The organism is Polaromonas sp. P1_E12 (assembly GCF_056405975.1).
Map to the genome: position 1 here is coordinate 244,417 of NZ_JBFUBB010000005.1, position 13,354 is coordinate 257,770.

Genomic DNA, 13,354 nt, shown 5'->3' on the forward strand with positions numbered 1-13,354 from the left:
AAACAGCTATTGAATTGATAGCAAATTCATGTGCCCGGTACGACCTGCAGGGGAATCGTCACCGGCCCGTCGTTGATCAGGTGCACCTGCATGTCGGCTGCGAATTGCCCGGTTTCGACTTGCGGATGCAGGCCGCGGGCCTGGGCCACGAAGTAGTCGTAGAGCCTGCGACCTTCGTCCGGCGCAGCCGCACCGGTGAAGCTGGGCCGGTTGCCGCCCGATGCGTCCGCCGCCAAGGTGAACTGGCTCACCACAAGCAGGCCGCCTTTGACGTCCTGCACGCTCAGATTCATCTTCCCCGCGCTGTCTGAAAAAATCCGCAGCTTGAGTATTTTGGCCAGCAACTTGTCAGCCTGTGCCTCCGTGTCACCACGCTCGGCGCACACCAGAACCAGCAGCCCGGCGCCTATTTCGCCGACGGTCTCGCCGGCAATCACCACGCTGGCCTCGGCCACGCGCTGCAGCACGGCCTTCATCAGTCAGTCACACCAGCAGCCACAAACAGCGGCTTGCCGACGGGGCCGGAAAGGAAACTGACGAACTGCTGGGCCACATCCTGCTGTTTGCCGGAAGCCAGCGGCGCGGCGGTGTACGACGTGTAGTTCTGCACTTCGGCCGGCACCGGCCCGACGAACTTCAGGCCCTTGTCCTTGTACAGAAGAATCTCGGTCATCGCACCGAAGCCGATCTCGCGCCCCTTGCCCTTGAGCACGTGCTCCATCACCGAGGCGCCGTCGGGGTAACGCGTGGTTTTGCTTTCCACCTGCGCATACACATCCATCTTCTTGAGCAGGCCTTCCAGGTACAAGCCGGTGGATGCGCGGTTGAACACCAGCGAGTCGGCGGCCAGCACCGAGCGTTTAAGTGCCTCGGCATTGGCGATGTCGGGCACAGGCGCGCCTTCGCGCACCGCCACACCCATGCCGACACGGCCGACGTTGGCGCGCGTTTCCGCCAGCTTGCTCGCCGCGGCAAATTCCCCAATGACGGCGGGCGGCGCGATCACCACGTCAAACGCCGGATTGCTGTCCATGCGCTTTTTCAGCTCGGGTGCGGTATTGAAGGTGATTTTGGCGGTGTGGCCGGTCTGCTTTTCAAAAGCGGCCGCGGCCGCCTTGAGGCCGGGCTCGATGGCACCGGCGCTCAGCACCTGGAGCTCCGCCGCCTGCGCGGCGGCGCTGAGCAGTGCGCAGGCAAGGACGCGGGCGGCAAACGTAAGAGGGGTTCGTTTCATCAAGGCTCCTGGACTCATGGATAGAAGGTCGGAAGGTCGGGGAAATTATCGGTGGCCGGAAGAGGGCGGCAGGCCGTCAGATCAGGTCGGCCTCGTCGTCGAAATGGGCTTCCACATCGCTGGGCAGCAGCTGGATGCTGGCGCGCAGGCCGGGCACGGCGCTCATCAGGGCCTGCTCAACGCTGGTGCGCACGGCCGCCGCGCGGCCCAGTGACCAGCTGGCCGGCATGTGCATGTGCAGGTCGACAAAGCGCCGCTGGCCGGCGCGGCGCGTGCTCAGGTGGTCAAAGCGGATGGTGGGGTGGCTGAAGCCTGCGAGCGTTTTCTGGATCTCGGCCAGCACTTCGGGCTCCACCGCCTCGTCCATCAGGCCCTGTGACGAGCGCCAGACCAGCCGGCCGCCCTCCCACAGGATATTCAGGGCCACGCCGATCGCCACCACGGCGTCCAGCCAAAGCCAGCCGGTCAACATGACAGCGCCTATGCCGACCACCACACCAACAGAGGTCCAGACGTCGGTCACCAGGTGTCTGGCGTCGGCCTCAAGCGCGATGGACCGGTGCAACCGGGCCGCACGGAACATCGCCCAGGCCAGCAAGCCGTTGAGCGCCGAGCTGCCCACCGACAACGCCAGGCCCCAGCCAAGCTGCTGCAGCGGCCGCGGGTCCAGCATGCGGTGCGCGGCAGCCCAGATAATGGCCAGCGCCGCGCCGACGATCAGTGCGCCCTCGAAGCCGGACGAAAAATACTCGGCCTTGTGGTGGCCATAAGGGTGGTCGTCGTCGGCAGGGCGCTGCGCAATCGTGACCATGGCCAAGCCAAAGAGGGCGCTGGCCAGGTTGACGAAAGACTCCATGGCGTCAGACAGCAGGCCCACCGAATCCGTGATGTACCAGGCCGCCGTCTTGAGGACGATGGTGACTGCGGCCACTGCGACGGAAGCGCGCAGCAGCCGTTGCGGCGTCAGGGACTGCCAGGCGGGAAAATTCATCTGTGCATTGTGAGGTATGGGGGTATGCCGGGTAACAAACCGGAGAAGGGTGGCGGGGTGGCAGGACTTGCCCGGCGAATCGTAACCAAAGGTAATGGATAATCCGCCCAAAGAGGTCTTCATGAAACATCGCTACCTGACAGCCTTGGCCGGACTGATGCTTGCAGCCGTGCAAGCCGCCGCACAAACCCAGCCGGAGCCTGCCGCGGCCGTTCCGGCCACGCCGGCAGCCGCGCCAGCCGAGGCATCGGCCCCAACCGCTTCTGTACCCTTGCCCCCACCTCCACTGGCCCCCGGGCAGGCCGGCTTTCTGAAAACCCTGCGCGGTGACGTCAAGCTGCTGGAGGCCGGCGGCGCAGCGCGGCCGGCAAAGGCCGGAGACCCTGTATTGCCCGCCGGCCGCATCGTCACAGGCGCCGACTCCGCCGCCAGCCTGGTCCTGCGCGACGGCACCACGGTGGTGGTGGGTCCGGCTTCGCAGCTGGACATCAAGGGTTTCAGCTTTGATGCCACCACACAAGAGGGCGGCCTGCTGCTCTCCCTGCTGCAGGGTTCGCTGCGCATGATGAGTGGCCTGGTGGGCAAGGCCCACCCCGAGACTGTGCGCATCGAGACCAAGACCGCTTTCATCGGCATTCGCGGCACCGACTTCATCGTGCAGGCGGACCCACAGCCATGAGAATCCATTTCCCCCTTCTCTCCGCCATTCTCCTGAGCACGCTGCTGGCGGCTTGTTCCACCGGTACCCGTGTTGTGCTGCTGCCGCAGGAAGACGGAACGCCGTCTGCCGTGGTGGTGCGCGCCAGGGAAGGCGCAGGCGGCGAAGCTGTGCTGTCCGTGCCTTTCCAGCGTGCCACGGCAGCGCGGGGTTCAACGGGTGCCCCCAGGGTGGACCAGGCTGATCCGGCCAAGGTTCGCGCCGATAACGCTGCGCTGTATGACATGGCGCCGCCCAGGGGCAAGCGTTACACCGTGTACTTTGATGCGGGCGGCACGGTGCTGACGGGCGAGTCGCAGAAAATCATGGAAGACGTGCTCGTCGATGCGCTGGCCCGAAGTGGCGGCGACATCGTGATCACCGGCCATACCGACACTGTGGGCGCCGGAGCCAGCAACGACGTGCTGTCGGCCCAGCGGGCGCAGCAGGTGCGCCAGATATTGATCGACCGCCAGTTTCCGGCGGAGCGCATCGAAGCGGCGGGCCGGGGTGAACGCGACCTGGCCGTGCTTACCGCCGATGAGGTGGAAGAACCGCGCAACCGGCGCGTGGCCATCGAGGTTCGGTAACAAGATGACTGGTGTTCAGGCTAAATGCCTGTAGACCAATAGGGGTAAGCGCAAGCAGCTATTAAAACTGTAGCGCTCGGTCGCCGCCCCGAGTCTGCGGAAAGCGCCCCGTGCCGCAGTTCAGGCCAGCGTGACCCGGGCAAACTTGCGTTTGCCCACCTGCACCACATACGTTCCGCTGTTCAGCTTGAGCGCCTTGTCGCTCACCACGCTGGAGTCAATCCGCACGCCGCCGCCTTCAATCAGGCGCGTGGCTTCGCTGCCCGAGGGCGCGAGGCCAGCCGCCTTGAGAAGCGCGCCTATCCCCATCGGCGAACCGGACAGCGACACCTCGGGAATCTCGTCCGGCACGCCGCCCTTGCTGCGGTTGATGAAGTCCTGCTCGGCGGTGTCGGCTGCTGCAGCCGAGTGAAAGCGTGCCGTGATTTCCTTGGCCAGCGCGACCTTGGCGTCCTTGGGGTTGCGTCCGCCGTCCACTTCGGCCTTCAGTGCGGCGATGTCGGCTTCACTTTTGAACGACAGCAGCGTGTACCACTTCCACATCAGCACATCGGAGATCGACAGCACCTTGGCGAACATGGTGTTGGCGTCTTCGCTGATGCCGATGTAGTTGTTCTTGCTCTTGGACATCTTCTCGATGCCGTCCAGGCCTTCGAGCAGCGGCATGGTCAAAATGCACTGCGGCTCCTGGCCGTATTCCTGCTGCAGGTGCCGGCCCATCAGCAGGTTGAACTTCTGGTCGGTGCCGCCGAGTTCCAGGTCGCTCCTGAGCGCGACCGAGTCGTAGCCCTGCATCAGCGGGTACAAAAACTCGTGCACGCTAATAGGGGTGCCGGCCTTGAAGCGGTCGTTGAAGTCGTTGCGCTCCATCATGCGGGCCACGGTGTAATGCGAAGCCAGCTTGATCATGCCGGTGGCGCCCAGCGGTTCGCTCCATTCGCTGTTGTAGCGCAGCTCGGTTTTGGCGGGGTCCAGGATCTTGTCGGCCTGGGCGCGGTAGGTTTCGGCGTTGACCTTGATCTGCTCGGGCGTGAGCGGGGGTCGTGTGGTGTTGCGCCCGGACGGGTCGCCGATCAGGCTGGTGAAGTCGCCTATAAGAAAAATGACTGTATGGCCCAGATCCTGGAGCTGACGCATTTTGTTCAGCACCACGGTATGTCCGACATGAATGTCAGGCGCCGTCGGGTCCAGCCCCAGTTTGATGCGCAGCGGGACGCCCGTGGCCTCCGATTTGGCCAGTTTTTGTATCCAATCGTTTTCCGGGATCAGCTCATCGCAGCCGCGCAGGGACACAGCCAGGGCCTCCCTGACGCGGTCGGTGACGGGGAATTTTGTAACAAGCTCTTGATTCATAAGGGTTTTTCACATGTCGGGGAATTGTCCGACAGATATACTGGCGGCTCTCCTGCAGCGGCGGAGCCATTTTAGTTGGCCTGCAATTTGCTGATCAGGAAACTCATAACCGGATGGCTCCGGCCCCACCCCTGCATCCAGGGCTGGCCGCCAAAGCTCTCCACCTTTTATACAGCAGTCCGGTGCTCGCGCAGCGCCCGATGCACTTTTGTTGGGAATACTGCTTTGCCACTGCCATCTCCCTCCCAGATACTGCTGCCGATCGCCGACAGCCTCCGTCGCCATCCCAAACGGGTCACCGCCAGCCTTGCAGCGCTGCTGCTGGGCACAGGTGTCACCGCATTCGGCGTTGCGCCCCTGGCACCCGATGCGGCCAACCTGCCGGTCCGCCAGATACTCGAAGCGGTCGAGCCTTTGCCCACGCAGATACAGACCGATTCCCTCACCGATTTCCGTTTCAAGCTGTTCCGCACGGAAAGCACCCGCAGCAGCGATACCGCCGACACCCTGCTCAAGCGCCTGAACATCGACGACAGCGCCGCAGCCGCCTTTTTGCGCAGCGACGCCAATGCGCGCCTGCTGCTGTCGGGCCGTGCCGGAAAGAACGTAACCGCCGAAGCCAGCGACAGCCAGCAACTGCTCAAGCTCAGCATGCGTTGGCCCACTGACGACGAAACGATGTTCAAGCGCCTGGTGGTCGAGCGCGGCGCCGCCGGTTTCAGCTCGCGCATTGAAACCGCCCCGTACGTGGCTACTGCGCGCCTGTCCAGCGGCAGCATCCAGACCTCGCTGTTCGCCGCCACCGACGACGCCCGCATCCCCGACGGCGTGGCGGTGCAGATCGCCGAAATTTTCTCCAGTGACATTGATTTTCGCCGCGCACTGCGCAAGGGCGACCGCTTCAACGTGGTCTATGAAAGCCTGGAAGCCGACGGCGAGCCGCTGCGCACCGGTCGCGTGCTGTCGGCCGAGTTTGTCAACGCCGGCAAGGCCTACCAGGCCATGTGGTTCCAGCCTCCGGGCGTGGACGCCACGGGCGCTGCCAACAGGGGCGGCTATTACACGCTCGACGGCCGGAGCCTGCGCCGCGCCTACCTGAGCTCGCCCGTCGAGTTCTCGCGCATCAGCAGCGGCTTTTCAATGCGCTTTCACCCCATCCTGCAAAAATGGCGCGCCCACCTGGGCACCGACTTCGCAGCGGCTACGGGAACACCTGCACGTACCGTCGGCGATGGCGTGGTGGAGTTCTCGGGTGTCCAAAACGGGTATGGCAACGTGGTGTTCGTTCGCCACCGCAACGGCCATGAAACTGTTTATGCCCACCTGAGCAAAATCATGGTGCAGCGCGGCCAGAACGTCAGCCAGGGCCAGACCATCGGTCTCGTCGGCTCCACCGGCTGGGCCACCGGCCCACACCTGCATTTCGAGTTCCGCGTCAACGGTACCCAGCAGGACCCGATGACGATCGCCAAGCAGAGCGAGACCATTCCCGTGTCTACGGCTGCCATGCCGGCATTCAGGGAGCTCTCAGCGGGCGTGAAGACTCAGCTTCTGGCAGCCTCGACCATCACCCAGACCCGCGCTGAGTAGCTAGAGCCCCCACGTTCGCTCACTGCGTGTAGCTCTCTGCCCCCCGAGGGGCGCTGCGCCTGCGGTCTGGCAAAGCCAGTCCCGCGGCCCCGGCTGGCAAAAACCGGAATCCTTTGCCCACTGCGTGTAGCTCCTGCCTCTTGAAGGTTGCCGTGTCTGCAGCTCCGCTAGATGGGAGCCTTGCGGCAGAATAGGCAAATGTCCGATTACTACATTGGCCTGATGTCAGGCACTTCGCTCGACGGTGCCGATGGTGTGCTGGTCGATCTTTCCGGTGGAAAGCTGCGCGTCCTTGCCGCGGCGACGGAATCCTTTGATGGTGTGTTTCGCGCGGAGCTGCTGGCGCTGAATTCGCCCACGGACAACGAACTGCACCGGGCCGCCGTTGCTGCCAATCACATCGCGGCGGCGTATGCCAAAGTCGTCGCTGCGCTGCTTGTCCAGGCTGCTGCACAGGGGATCGTCGCCTCGCAGGTTCGCGCCATTGGCGCGCATGGCCAAACCGTGCGGCACCAGCCGCACAGAACATCCCCCGACCCGGCGGGCGCAGGCTACACGCTCCAGCTCAACAATCCGGCTTTGCTGGCAGAGCTCACGGGCATCGATGTGGTGGCTGATCTTCGCAGCCGCGATGTGGCGGCCGGTGGCCAGGGCGCACCTCTGGTGCCGGCATTTCATCAGGGCGTTTTCGGCCATGCCGACGCCACGGTGTCGGTGCTGAATTTGGGTGGCATTTCCAACCTCAGCGTGCTGCCGCCTGGCGCGTCGTCACCCGTGCTGGGTTTTGACTGCGGACCGGGCAACGCCCTGATGGATGCATGGTGCCTGCAACACACCGGTCAGTCTTATGACGCCGGCGGCGCCTGGGCGGCCACGGGCAAGCTGTTGCCGGACCTGCTGGCCAGCCTGCTGGACGAACCATACTTTGCGCAACCGATTCCCAAAAGCACCGGCCGCGATCTTTTCAGCATGACCTGGCTGGCCGGCAAACTCGCGCCCTTTTCTGCGGCGCGGCCGCAAGATGTCCAGAACACCCTCGCTGAATTCACGGCCAGCGCCTGCGCGGCGGACGTCAACAGCCATGGAAAATCCAGCAGCCTGCTGATCGTCTGCGGCGGCGGCGCGTTCAATACCCATCTTCTTGGGCGCCTGCAGGCCGGGTTGCCGCAGCTAAAGGTTGAGACTTCCGGCCAGCATGGTTTGCCACCTTTGCAGGTGGAGGCGGCGGCCTTTGCGTGGCTGGCACAGCAGGCGGTGTTGCGCAGGCCCGGTAATTTGCCAAGCGTGACGGGGGCGAAGGGGTTGCGGGTGCTGGGGGCGGTCTATCCTGCTTAGGCTGGGCAGGATAGTGGTCGGTTCTTGCTCCGGGTTGGATGTTCTCGTCTAAGGGTAGATGGCCGGGGGTAGCCCGGCAGCTACTCACTTTTCTTTTGCTTCGCCAAAAGAAAAGTAAGCAAAAGAAAAGGCGACCCTGCTGTCTGCGTCCCTGCGCTTCGCTACGGGCAACCTGCGGTGCTCGGTCCAGGCGGGGTCTCGCTCGAACTCGCTTCGCTCAGACAATCGCGATCCCTGATCCGCCTGAACCTGCGCTCCTCGGCGCAGACAGAAGGGATGGGGAGAAGGAATACCCAACAGCCGAAGACAGGAATCCGAATGCCTGAAGAAACAAGGACTCGCCGTGGCGAGTCCTTGTTGGTATTTGTCTTTGGTATTCGGTCCCCGTTCCCGATTGGCCCTTGTGGATGCGCCGAGGAGCGCAGGTCCAGACGGATCAGGGCAAAAACTTGTTTGAGCGAAGCGAGTTGTTTTTGACCCCGGCTGGGCCGAGCACCGCAGGTTGCCCGCAGCGAAGCGGAGGGACGCAGGAACCAGGGTCGCCTTTTCTTTGGTGACTTTCTTTTGGCGAAGCAAAAGAAAGTTACTTGCATGCCGGGCAACCCCCGGCCAGCAACACTCAGCAAAGAGCGCGCCGTCAAATCAATGACGATCCTAAAAACCGCTATTAATTCAATAGCTGTTCGCGCCCATCCCTAAAGGACTTCAAGGCAAATCTTTATAAGGTTCCGGCTGCGCCGCATCCCTCGGCCCCACGGTGCTAAGCCGGGCTTTCAGCGACTGCGGCCGCCCCGTCAGGATGGCCGCGTAGTTGGTGGTGTTGGACAGCACTTTTTTCACGTAGTCGCGCGTCTCGCTGAAAGGAATGCTTTCGGCCCAGATCGCCGCGTCCAGCACCGGGCCGTTGCGCCAGGTGCGCGGACGGCCGGGCCCGGCGTTGTAGGCGGCCGCGGCCATGGGCATGGAGCCGTTGAAGTCGTCCAGTGCGAACTTGAGGTAGGCCGTGCCGATCGCGATGTTGGTGTCGCGGTCGTTGAGCTGCTCTTGCGTGAAACCTTCCAGACCGATTTTTTTGGCGGTCCAGCGTGCCGTCGCCGGCATGACCTGCATCAGGCCCGAAGCGCCCACGCCGGAGCGGGCGTCCATGATGAAGCGGCTTTCCTGGCGGATCAGGCCATACACATAGGCCGGGTCCAGGTTGATGGACTGGCTGCGTTTGGTCACCGTTTCGCGAAACGGCATCGGGAAGCGTTGCTCGAAATCGATCTCGCCTTTGGTGCGCTCACTGGTGTTGATGCAGCGGTCCCAGATCTGCCGGTCGCAGGCGAACTGGGCGGCTGCCAGCAGGTCGCGGTCAGCCATGCCGCCGCGCTTGTGCAGGTTGGTGCTGTAGTTCCATTCGCGCGTGCCTTCGGGGCGCAGGCCGATGGCGATGGCATAAGCGGCGCGGTTCAAGCCCGGGTTCAGCCGTGCAGTTTCTTTTTCCTCGGCCGTCAGCGGCGCTGGCCTGGCCGGCACCGTGATCTTCTGGTCCAGCTCTTCCAGCGCGAGCTGCTCGTAAAAACCACGGGCCGATGCAAAGGACTGCAGCAAGGCCAGGGCCTCGGCCCGCTGCGGCGCAATGGTGATGCCGGTGCTGATGGTTTGCGTCACGCCGGGTGTGGTCGCGACGACGATCGGGCCTTTGGGCGCCACGTCGGGCGGCGCGGTGGCCAGCAGCGCACGCGCTTTCCAGTAGCTCCAGGTGGGGTCCTTGCGCGCGTCGTCGCTCATGGCGTTGACCGCTGCCAGCACCAGCGTCCAGTTGGGCTGTGTGCCCGCGCGCAATGCGGCCCGGACTTTCCAGCCCAGCATGTCGTCGGTGAGGTCGGTGTCCTTGGTGACCTTGGCAAAGTATTGCAGTGCGTCACCGGCCGGTGTGGCGCCCAGGCGTGTGGCGGCCTGCCTGCCGATCACGCCCCAGACCCAGTTGCGCTCTTCCGTGTTCAGCTGCATGCCCCATTTGTTTTCCATCTGGGATGCCGCTCCGTCCGTGTCGCTGATCGCCATCTTGATCAGCGCCAGCGTGACGATTTCGCGCCGCGCCTTGCTGAGCGCGAGGTGTTTGCCCGCCAGGAACCTGATGGGGCTGGCGTTCAGTTCATTGACCATGCCAACGGCATCGGGGGCAACGATCTGCACGGCGCCTGTCGCTGCCCGGGGCCGGTTGGCTTCAGTGGCCAGGCGGGCCTTGATCCACGCGTCCTGCGGTGTGAGGTTTTTGGTGCCGACCAGCCGCTCGGCGGCCGAGTTGCAACCGTCGTCTGCCTCGCGTTGTGCGTACCAGTTCTTCTTCACCTCGTCGGCCAGGCGCGCATCAGCCGCCGGATTTTTGAGGTGTTCGACCAGCAGCGCGTAGCAACGCACCTCCTTGTCGTCGTTCATACGGTAGTTAGGGTATTCAGCGGCAAAGCCGGCCCAGTCGCGGCGCTGGCCCAGCAGCAGCAGCCAGTCATTGCGCAGGCGGTCTTCCTGGTAGGTGCCGGCGTAGCGTCCGAAAAAGTCCTGCATCTCTTGTGCGCTGGCTTCGCCCAGGCGGGCTTTGAGCTCCCAGTAGGCGGCCCAGGGTTCGAGCGCATGGCCCCGGGCCTGGGGCAGCAGTTGTGCCAGCCGGCCCTTGTCGCCGCGTTTGAAAGCCTTGTTCATCTCCACAATCACGTTGTCAGCTGCACTGGCGCTTGCGGGAAGGGTGGTTTGGGCGGTTGCAGGGACGAGCAGCGTCAGGGAGGCAATTGCGGAAAAAATGGCAGGCAGGGCGGCCGCACGTACCGGGCCGTTAAGAAATTTGTATAGCATCGGGACATTATGGACAAATTAAGCACACGCAAGGCGCTGGTGGAAGCGCGACTGAACATGCCTGACCGCCTGGTGCGGGCTGACCTGCTGCAGCGTGTGATGCGCATCTGGCTGGTAGGTTCCACGCACGAGGTGATTGGCGCGTATTGGCCCATCAAGGGCGAGTTCGATCCGCTGCCTGCGCTGTACCGCTGGCAGGAAGATGCCATTTTGAGCCAGGATTCGTCATCAAATCCGGCGCTGGACCAAGTGGAACGTGCGCAACTAGCTACTGAAAGCATAGCGGCGCGATCGCCGCGCAAGATCGGTCTGCCGGTGGTCAACAAGCTGCACAAGACATTGACTTTCCATGCCTGGTACCCGGGCTGCCCCATGGAAGAAGACGCCTACGGCATTCCGAAACCAAAAGATACAGAGGTGATTATTCCCACCCTGCTGTTCGTGCCCTGCGTAGGTTACGGGCCCGGGGGCTATCGGCTGGGCTATGGCGGGGGCTTTTACGACCGCACGCTGGCCACGCTGCAGCCACGGCCCTTCACAGTGGGCCTGGGCTATACCCAGGGCTGGCTGCCCGACATGGAGCCCGAGCCGCACGACATTCCGCTCGATGCCATCCTGAACGACAAGGGCGTGGTCTGGCCGGTGTGACCGTCAGGCGCCCGACAGCCTCCCGGCTTCGCGGGTGAGAAGGGCCGGTATATTAGCCACTCGAGCAAAGCGGTTAATGACTAAAAAAACAGGGAGCGGAGCATGGCAGGCAGTGGAGAAGACAGCAATACGGTCAGCAGCAGGATCAGGAAGGACCTGCTGAAAGTTCTGGCCCTCGCGCTGGTGACGCTGTTTCTGGTTCCGGGTTCAACCCTGTTGTTTGCCAGGCATGCACAGCAGCAACTCGACCGCACCATCATCCAGTCGATAGAGCGGCAGGTCGACCAGGACTCGAGCATGTCCGCCGAAAGCAAGGCGCAAACCAAGAAGTTTTACCGTGACAACCCGGTCTCCCGTATATGCGCCGACACCAACGCCGACCTCGTGCAGGACAGGGACATGTTCTGCGAGCCGTTCTCCGAAGTCTGGCAGTTTTACGCAGCGCATGTCATCGCCAAATGGACGATTGCCGGCGGTGTGGCCATCTTGCTGGTGGAACTACTGCTGGGCGCCGTGGCTTTCTGGAACCGGAAGGCCCAATACCTGAGTTTTGTGACCGGCTGGCGCCTGCTGAGCCTGGCCAGCGCGGCGCAAATGCTGGTGCAGGGCACCATGCTTGTCTGGCTGTCCTTTTGGGTGACGGCATTCTTCTTTCACGTGTATTACATCAAGCTGATCGCGCTGATCGGCTTTGTGGTGGCTGTCGCGGTGTTCTTTGCCATTGCCGGACTGCTGCGGCGCCCCGCCATGGCAAACACCATTGACGGGGAACTGGTCAGCGATGGCGACGCGCCGGGCCTGTGGGCCAACACCCGCGCCCTGGCCGCACGCCTGAAGACCGCACCGCCCAAACAGATCGTGGCGGGCATCGACACCAATTTTTTTGTCACCGAAGCGCCGCTCACCGTGGCCGGCCAGGCGCTCACCGGCCGCACGCTGTTTGTCAGCCTTCCGCTGCTGCGGCTGCTGGATCGCGCCCAGGCCGATGCCGTGCTGGGCCATGAGCTCGCGCATTTTCGCGGTGGCGATGCCGCCAGCAGCGCCCGGCTTGGGCCCAAGCTTGTGCAGTACGACCACTACCTCGGCCTGATGCGTGGCGGCGGCCTGACGGTGGCGGTCTATCACCTGATGTACCTGTACCGGGTGATCTTTGAGTTCGCGCTGATGCGTGACAGCCGCGAGCGCGAATTCAAGGCCGACCGCGCCGCCGCGAAGCTGGTTTCGCCGCAGGCCATTGTGGAATCGCTGATCAAGATTACCGCCTACGCGAGCTACCGGTCGGAAATCGAGCGTGAACTGTTCGAGCACGACCGGCAGCACGGCCAGCAACTCGGCATTGCGCAGTTTGTGGCCTCGGGCCTGGCACCCTACGCCGCCTCTACCAAATTCGTGAAGGCCATGGGAACAGCCAGCGTGCCTCATCCGTTTGATTCGCATCCGGCCATGCTGGATCGCATGAAAAACGTGCGTCACCTGGTCAAGCCCGACGCCTTCGGCGCCATCGTGACTGATCCACCATCGCGCAACTGGGCTGACGACATACAGACCGCGCCGCAGATTGAGCAACGACTGTGGTCGGCCTACGAGCAGGGTTTTGCCGCTGACCATGAACGTACCCTCGCTTACCGCTATGGGCCGGACAATGACATGGAGCAGGCGCTGGTGCTGCGCTACTTTCCTCCTGTGCTGTTTCAGCTCAAGGGCACTCTCTCTGTCGGTGTGACATACAGCGGACTGCAGCTGCCCGGCAAGCCCGATGAACTTTCGTGGGATGACATCCAGAATCTTGGCTATGAAAATGGTTTTGGTGGCGATGTTCTCACTGTTACCTTGACTGAAAAAGGCCTGTTGGGTGCCAAGACGACCAAGGTAAAGCTGCCCGGCATCAGTGCGCAGCGGGAGCAGTTCAAAGAGGTGCTGGGGACTTACCGGCACCGGCATGAGGTGATGCGGAAGCAGCTGGCGGGGTAGGCTTTTATCGGCCGGTTCTTGCTCCGGCCTTTGCGCGCTCGTCTAAGAGTTGCTGGCCGGGGGTTGCCCGGCGGCAAGTAACTTTCTTTTGCGTCGCCAAAAGAAAGTCA

The 13,354-nt window shown here is 63.2% G+C and carries 11 protein-coding genes; 6 read left to right on the forward strand and 5 right to left on the reverse strand.

Annotation, left to right across the window (positions count from 1 at the left end):
• Positions 1-26: 26 nt before the first annotated feature.
• The 3 genes from dtd to AC1D13_RS15845 form a co-directional block, all read right to left on the reverse strand.
• Positions 27-476, reverse strand: a complete 450-nt coding sequence (gene dtd / locus AC1D13_RS15835) for a D-aminoacyl-tRNA deacylase (protein WP_477689873.1) — start codon at positions 474-476, stop codon at positions 27-29.
• Entirely contained in the window at positions 476-1,234 is a 759-nt protein-coding gene (locus AC1D13_RS15840; protein WP_457282914.1) for a substrate-binding domain-containing protein, read from the reverse strand. Before AC1D13_RS15840 ends, dtd begins: the two co-directional genes overlap by 1 nt.
• A 76-nt stretch (positions 1,235-1,310) precedes the next feature.
• Entirely contained in the window at positions 1,311-2,225 is a 915-nt protein-coding gene (locus AC1D13_RS15845) for a cation diffusion facilitator family transporter (RefSeq protein WP_477689874.1), read from the reverse strand.
• Positions 2,226-2,346: 121 nt separating this feature from the next.
• Between AC1D13_RS15845 and AC1D13_RS15850 the strand changes: the two genes are divergently transcribed.
• Together AC1D13_RS15850 and AC1D13_RS15855 are read left to right on the forward strand one after the other, a co-directional pair.
• Positions 2,347-2,904 (forward strand): FecR family protein, encoded by a 558-nt coding sequence (locus AC1D13_RS15850; protein WP_457282916.1) that lies wholly within the window; start codon positions 2,347-2,349, stop codon positions 2,902-2,904.
• A complete protein-coding gene (locus AC1D13_RS15855) occupies positions 2,901-3,512 on the forward strand; it encodes an OmpA family protein (protein ID WP_477689875.1) in 612 nt (203 codons plus the stop codon). The genes AC1D13_RS15850 and AC1D13_RS15855 overlap by 4 nt, the downstream gene beginning before the upstream one ends.
• A 120-nt stretch (positions 3,513-3,632) precedes the next feature.
• Here the strand turns inward: AC1D13_RS15855 and tyrS are convergent, their stop codons facing one another.
• Positions 3,633-4,865 (reverse strand): tyrosine--tRNA ligase, encoded by a 1,233-nt coding sequence (tyrS, locus tag AC1D13_RS15860; protein ID WP_457282918.1) that lies wholly within the window; start codon positions 4,863-4,865, stop codon positions 3,633-3,635.
• A 225-nt stretch (positions 4,866-5,090) separates the two neighbouring features.
• On the opposite strand from tyrS, the gene AC1D13_RS15865 reads away from it, so the two are divergent.
• A complete protein-coding gene (locus AC1D13_RS15865; protein ID WP_457282919.1) occupies positions 5,091-6,455 on the forward strand; it encodes a M23 family metallopeptidase in 1,365 nt (454 codons plus the stop codon).
• Positions 6,456-6,653: 198 nt separating this feature from the next.
• Positions 6,654-7,790, forward strand: a complete 1,137-nt coding sequence (locus AC1D13_RS15870; protein WP_477689876.1) for an anhydro-N-acetylmuramic acid kinase — start codon at positions 6,654-6,656, stop codon at positions 7,788-7,790.
• 705 nt (positions 7,791-8,495) lie between these two features.
• On the opposite strand, the gene AC1D13_RS15875 is transcribed toward AC1D13_RS15870, so the two are convergent.
• Complete coding sequence (locus AC1D13_RS15875; RefSeq protein ID WP_457282463.1) at positions 8,496-10,625, reverse strand: lytic transglycosylase domain-containing protein; 2,130 nt, start codon at positions 10,623-10,625, stop codon at positions 8,496-8,498.
• Between the two features lie 9 nt (positions 10,626-10,634).
• Between AC1D13_RS15875 and AC1D13_RS15880 the strand changes: the two genes are divergently transcribed.
• Positions 10,635-11,273, forward strand: coding sequence for a 5-formyltetrahydrofolate cyclo-ligase (locus AC1D13_RS15880; RefSeq protein WP_457282464.1), 639 nt, complete (start codon positions 10,635-10,637; stop codon positions 11,271-11,273).
• A 102-nt stretch (positions 11,274-11,375) separates the two neighbouring features.
• Positions 11,376-13,244: a M48 family metallopeptidase gene (locus tag AC1D13_RS15885; protein WP_477689877.1), complete on the forward strand. Its 1,869-nt coding sequence runs from the start codon at positions 11,376-11,378 to the stop codon at positions 13,242-13,244.
• The last annotated feature ends 110 nt before the right edge of the window (positions 13,245-13,354 follow it).

Coding starts and splice junctions, on each gene's coding strand:
- AC1D13_RS15855 (WP_477689875.1), top strand. CDS start 2,901: ATGAGAATCCATTTCCCCCTTCTCTCCGCCATTCTCCTGAGCACGCTG.
- AC1D13_RS15880 (WP_457282464.1), top strand. CDS start 10,635: ATGGACAAATTAAGCACACGCAAGGCGCTGGTGGAAGCGCGACTGAAC.
- AC1D13_RS15845 (WP_477689874.1), bottom strand. CDS start 2,225: ATGAATTTTCCCGCCTGGCAGTCCCTGACGCCGCAACGGCTGCTGCGC.
- AC1D13_RS15875 (WP_457282463.1), bottom strand. CDS start 10,625: ATGCTATACAAATTTCTTAACGGCCCGGTACGTGCGGCCGCCCTGCCT.
- AC1D13_RS15870 (WP_477689876.1), top strand. CDS start 6,654: ATGTCCGATTACTACATTGGCCTGATGTCAGGCACTTCGCTCGACGGT.
- AC1D13_RS15885 (WP_477689877.1), top strand. CDS start 11,376: ATGGCAGGCAGTGGAGAAGACAGCAATACGGTCAGCAGCAGGATCAGG.
- dtd (WP_477689873.1), bottom strand. CDS start 476: ATGAAGGCCGTGCTGCAGCGCGTGGCCGAGGCCAGCGTGGTGATTGCC.
- AC1D13_RS15850 (WP_457282916.1), top strand. CDS start 2,347: ATGAAACATCGCTACCTGACAGCCTTGGCCGGACTGATGCTTGCAGCC.
- tyrS (WP_457282918.1), bottom strand. CDS start 4,865: ATGAATCAAGAGCTTGTTACAAAATTCCCCGTCACCGACCGCGTCAGG.
- AC1D13_RS15840 (WP_457282914.1), bottom strand. CDS start 1,234: ATGAAACGAACCCCTCTTACGTTTGCCGCCCGCGTCCTTGCCTGCGCA.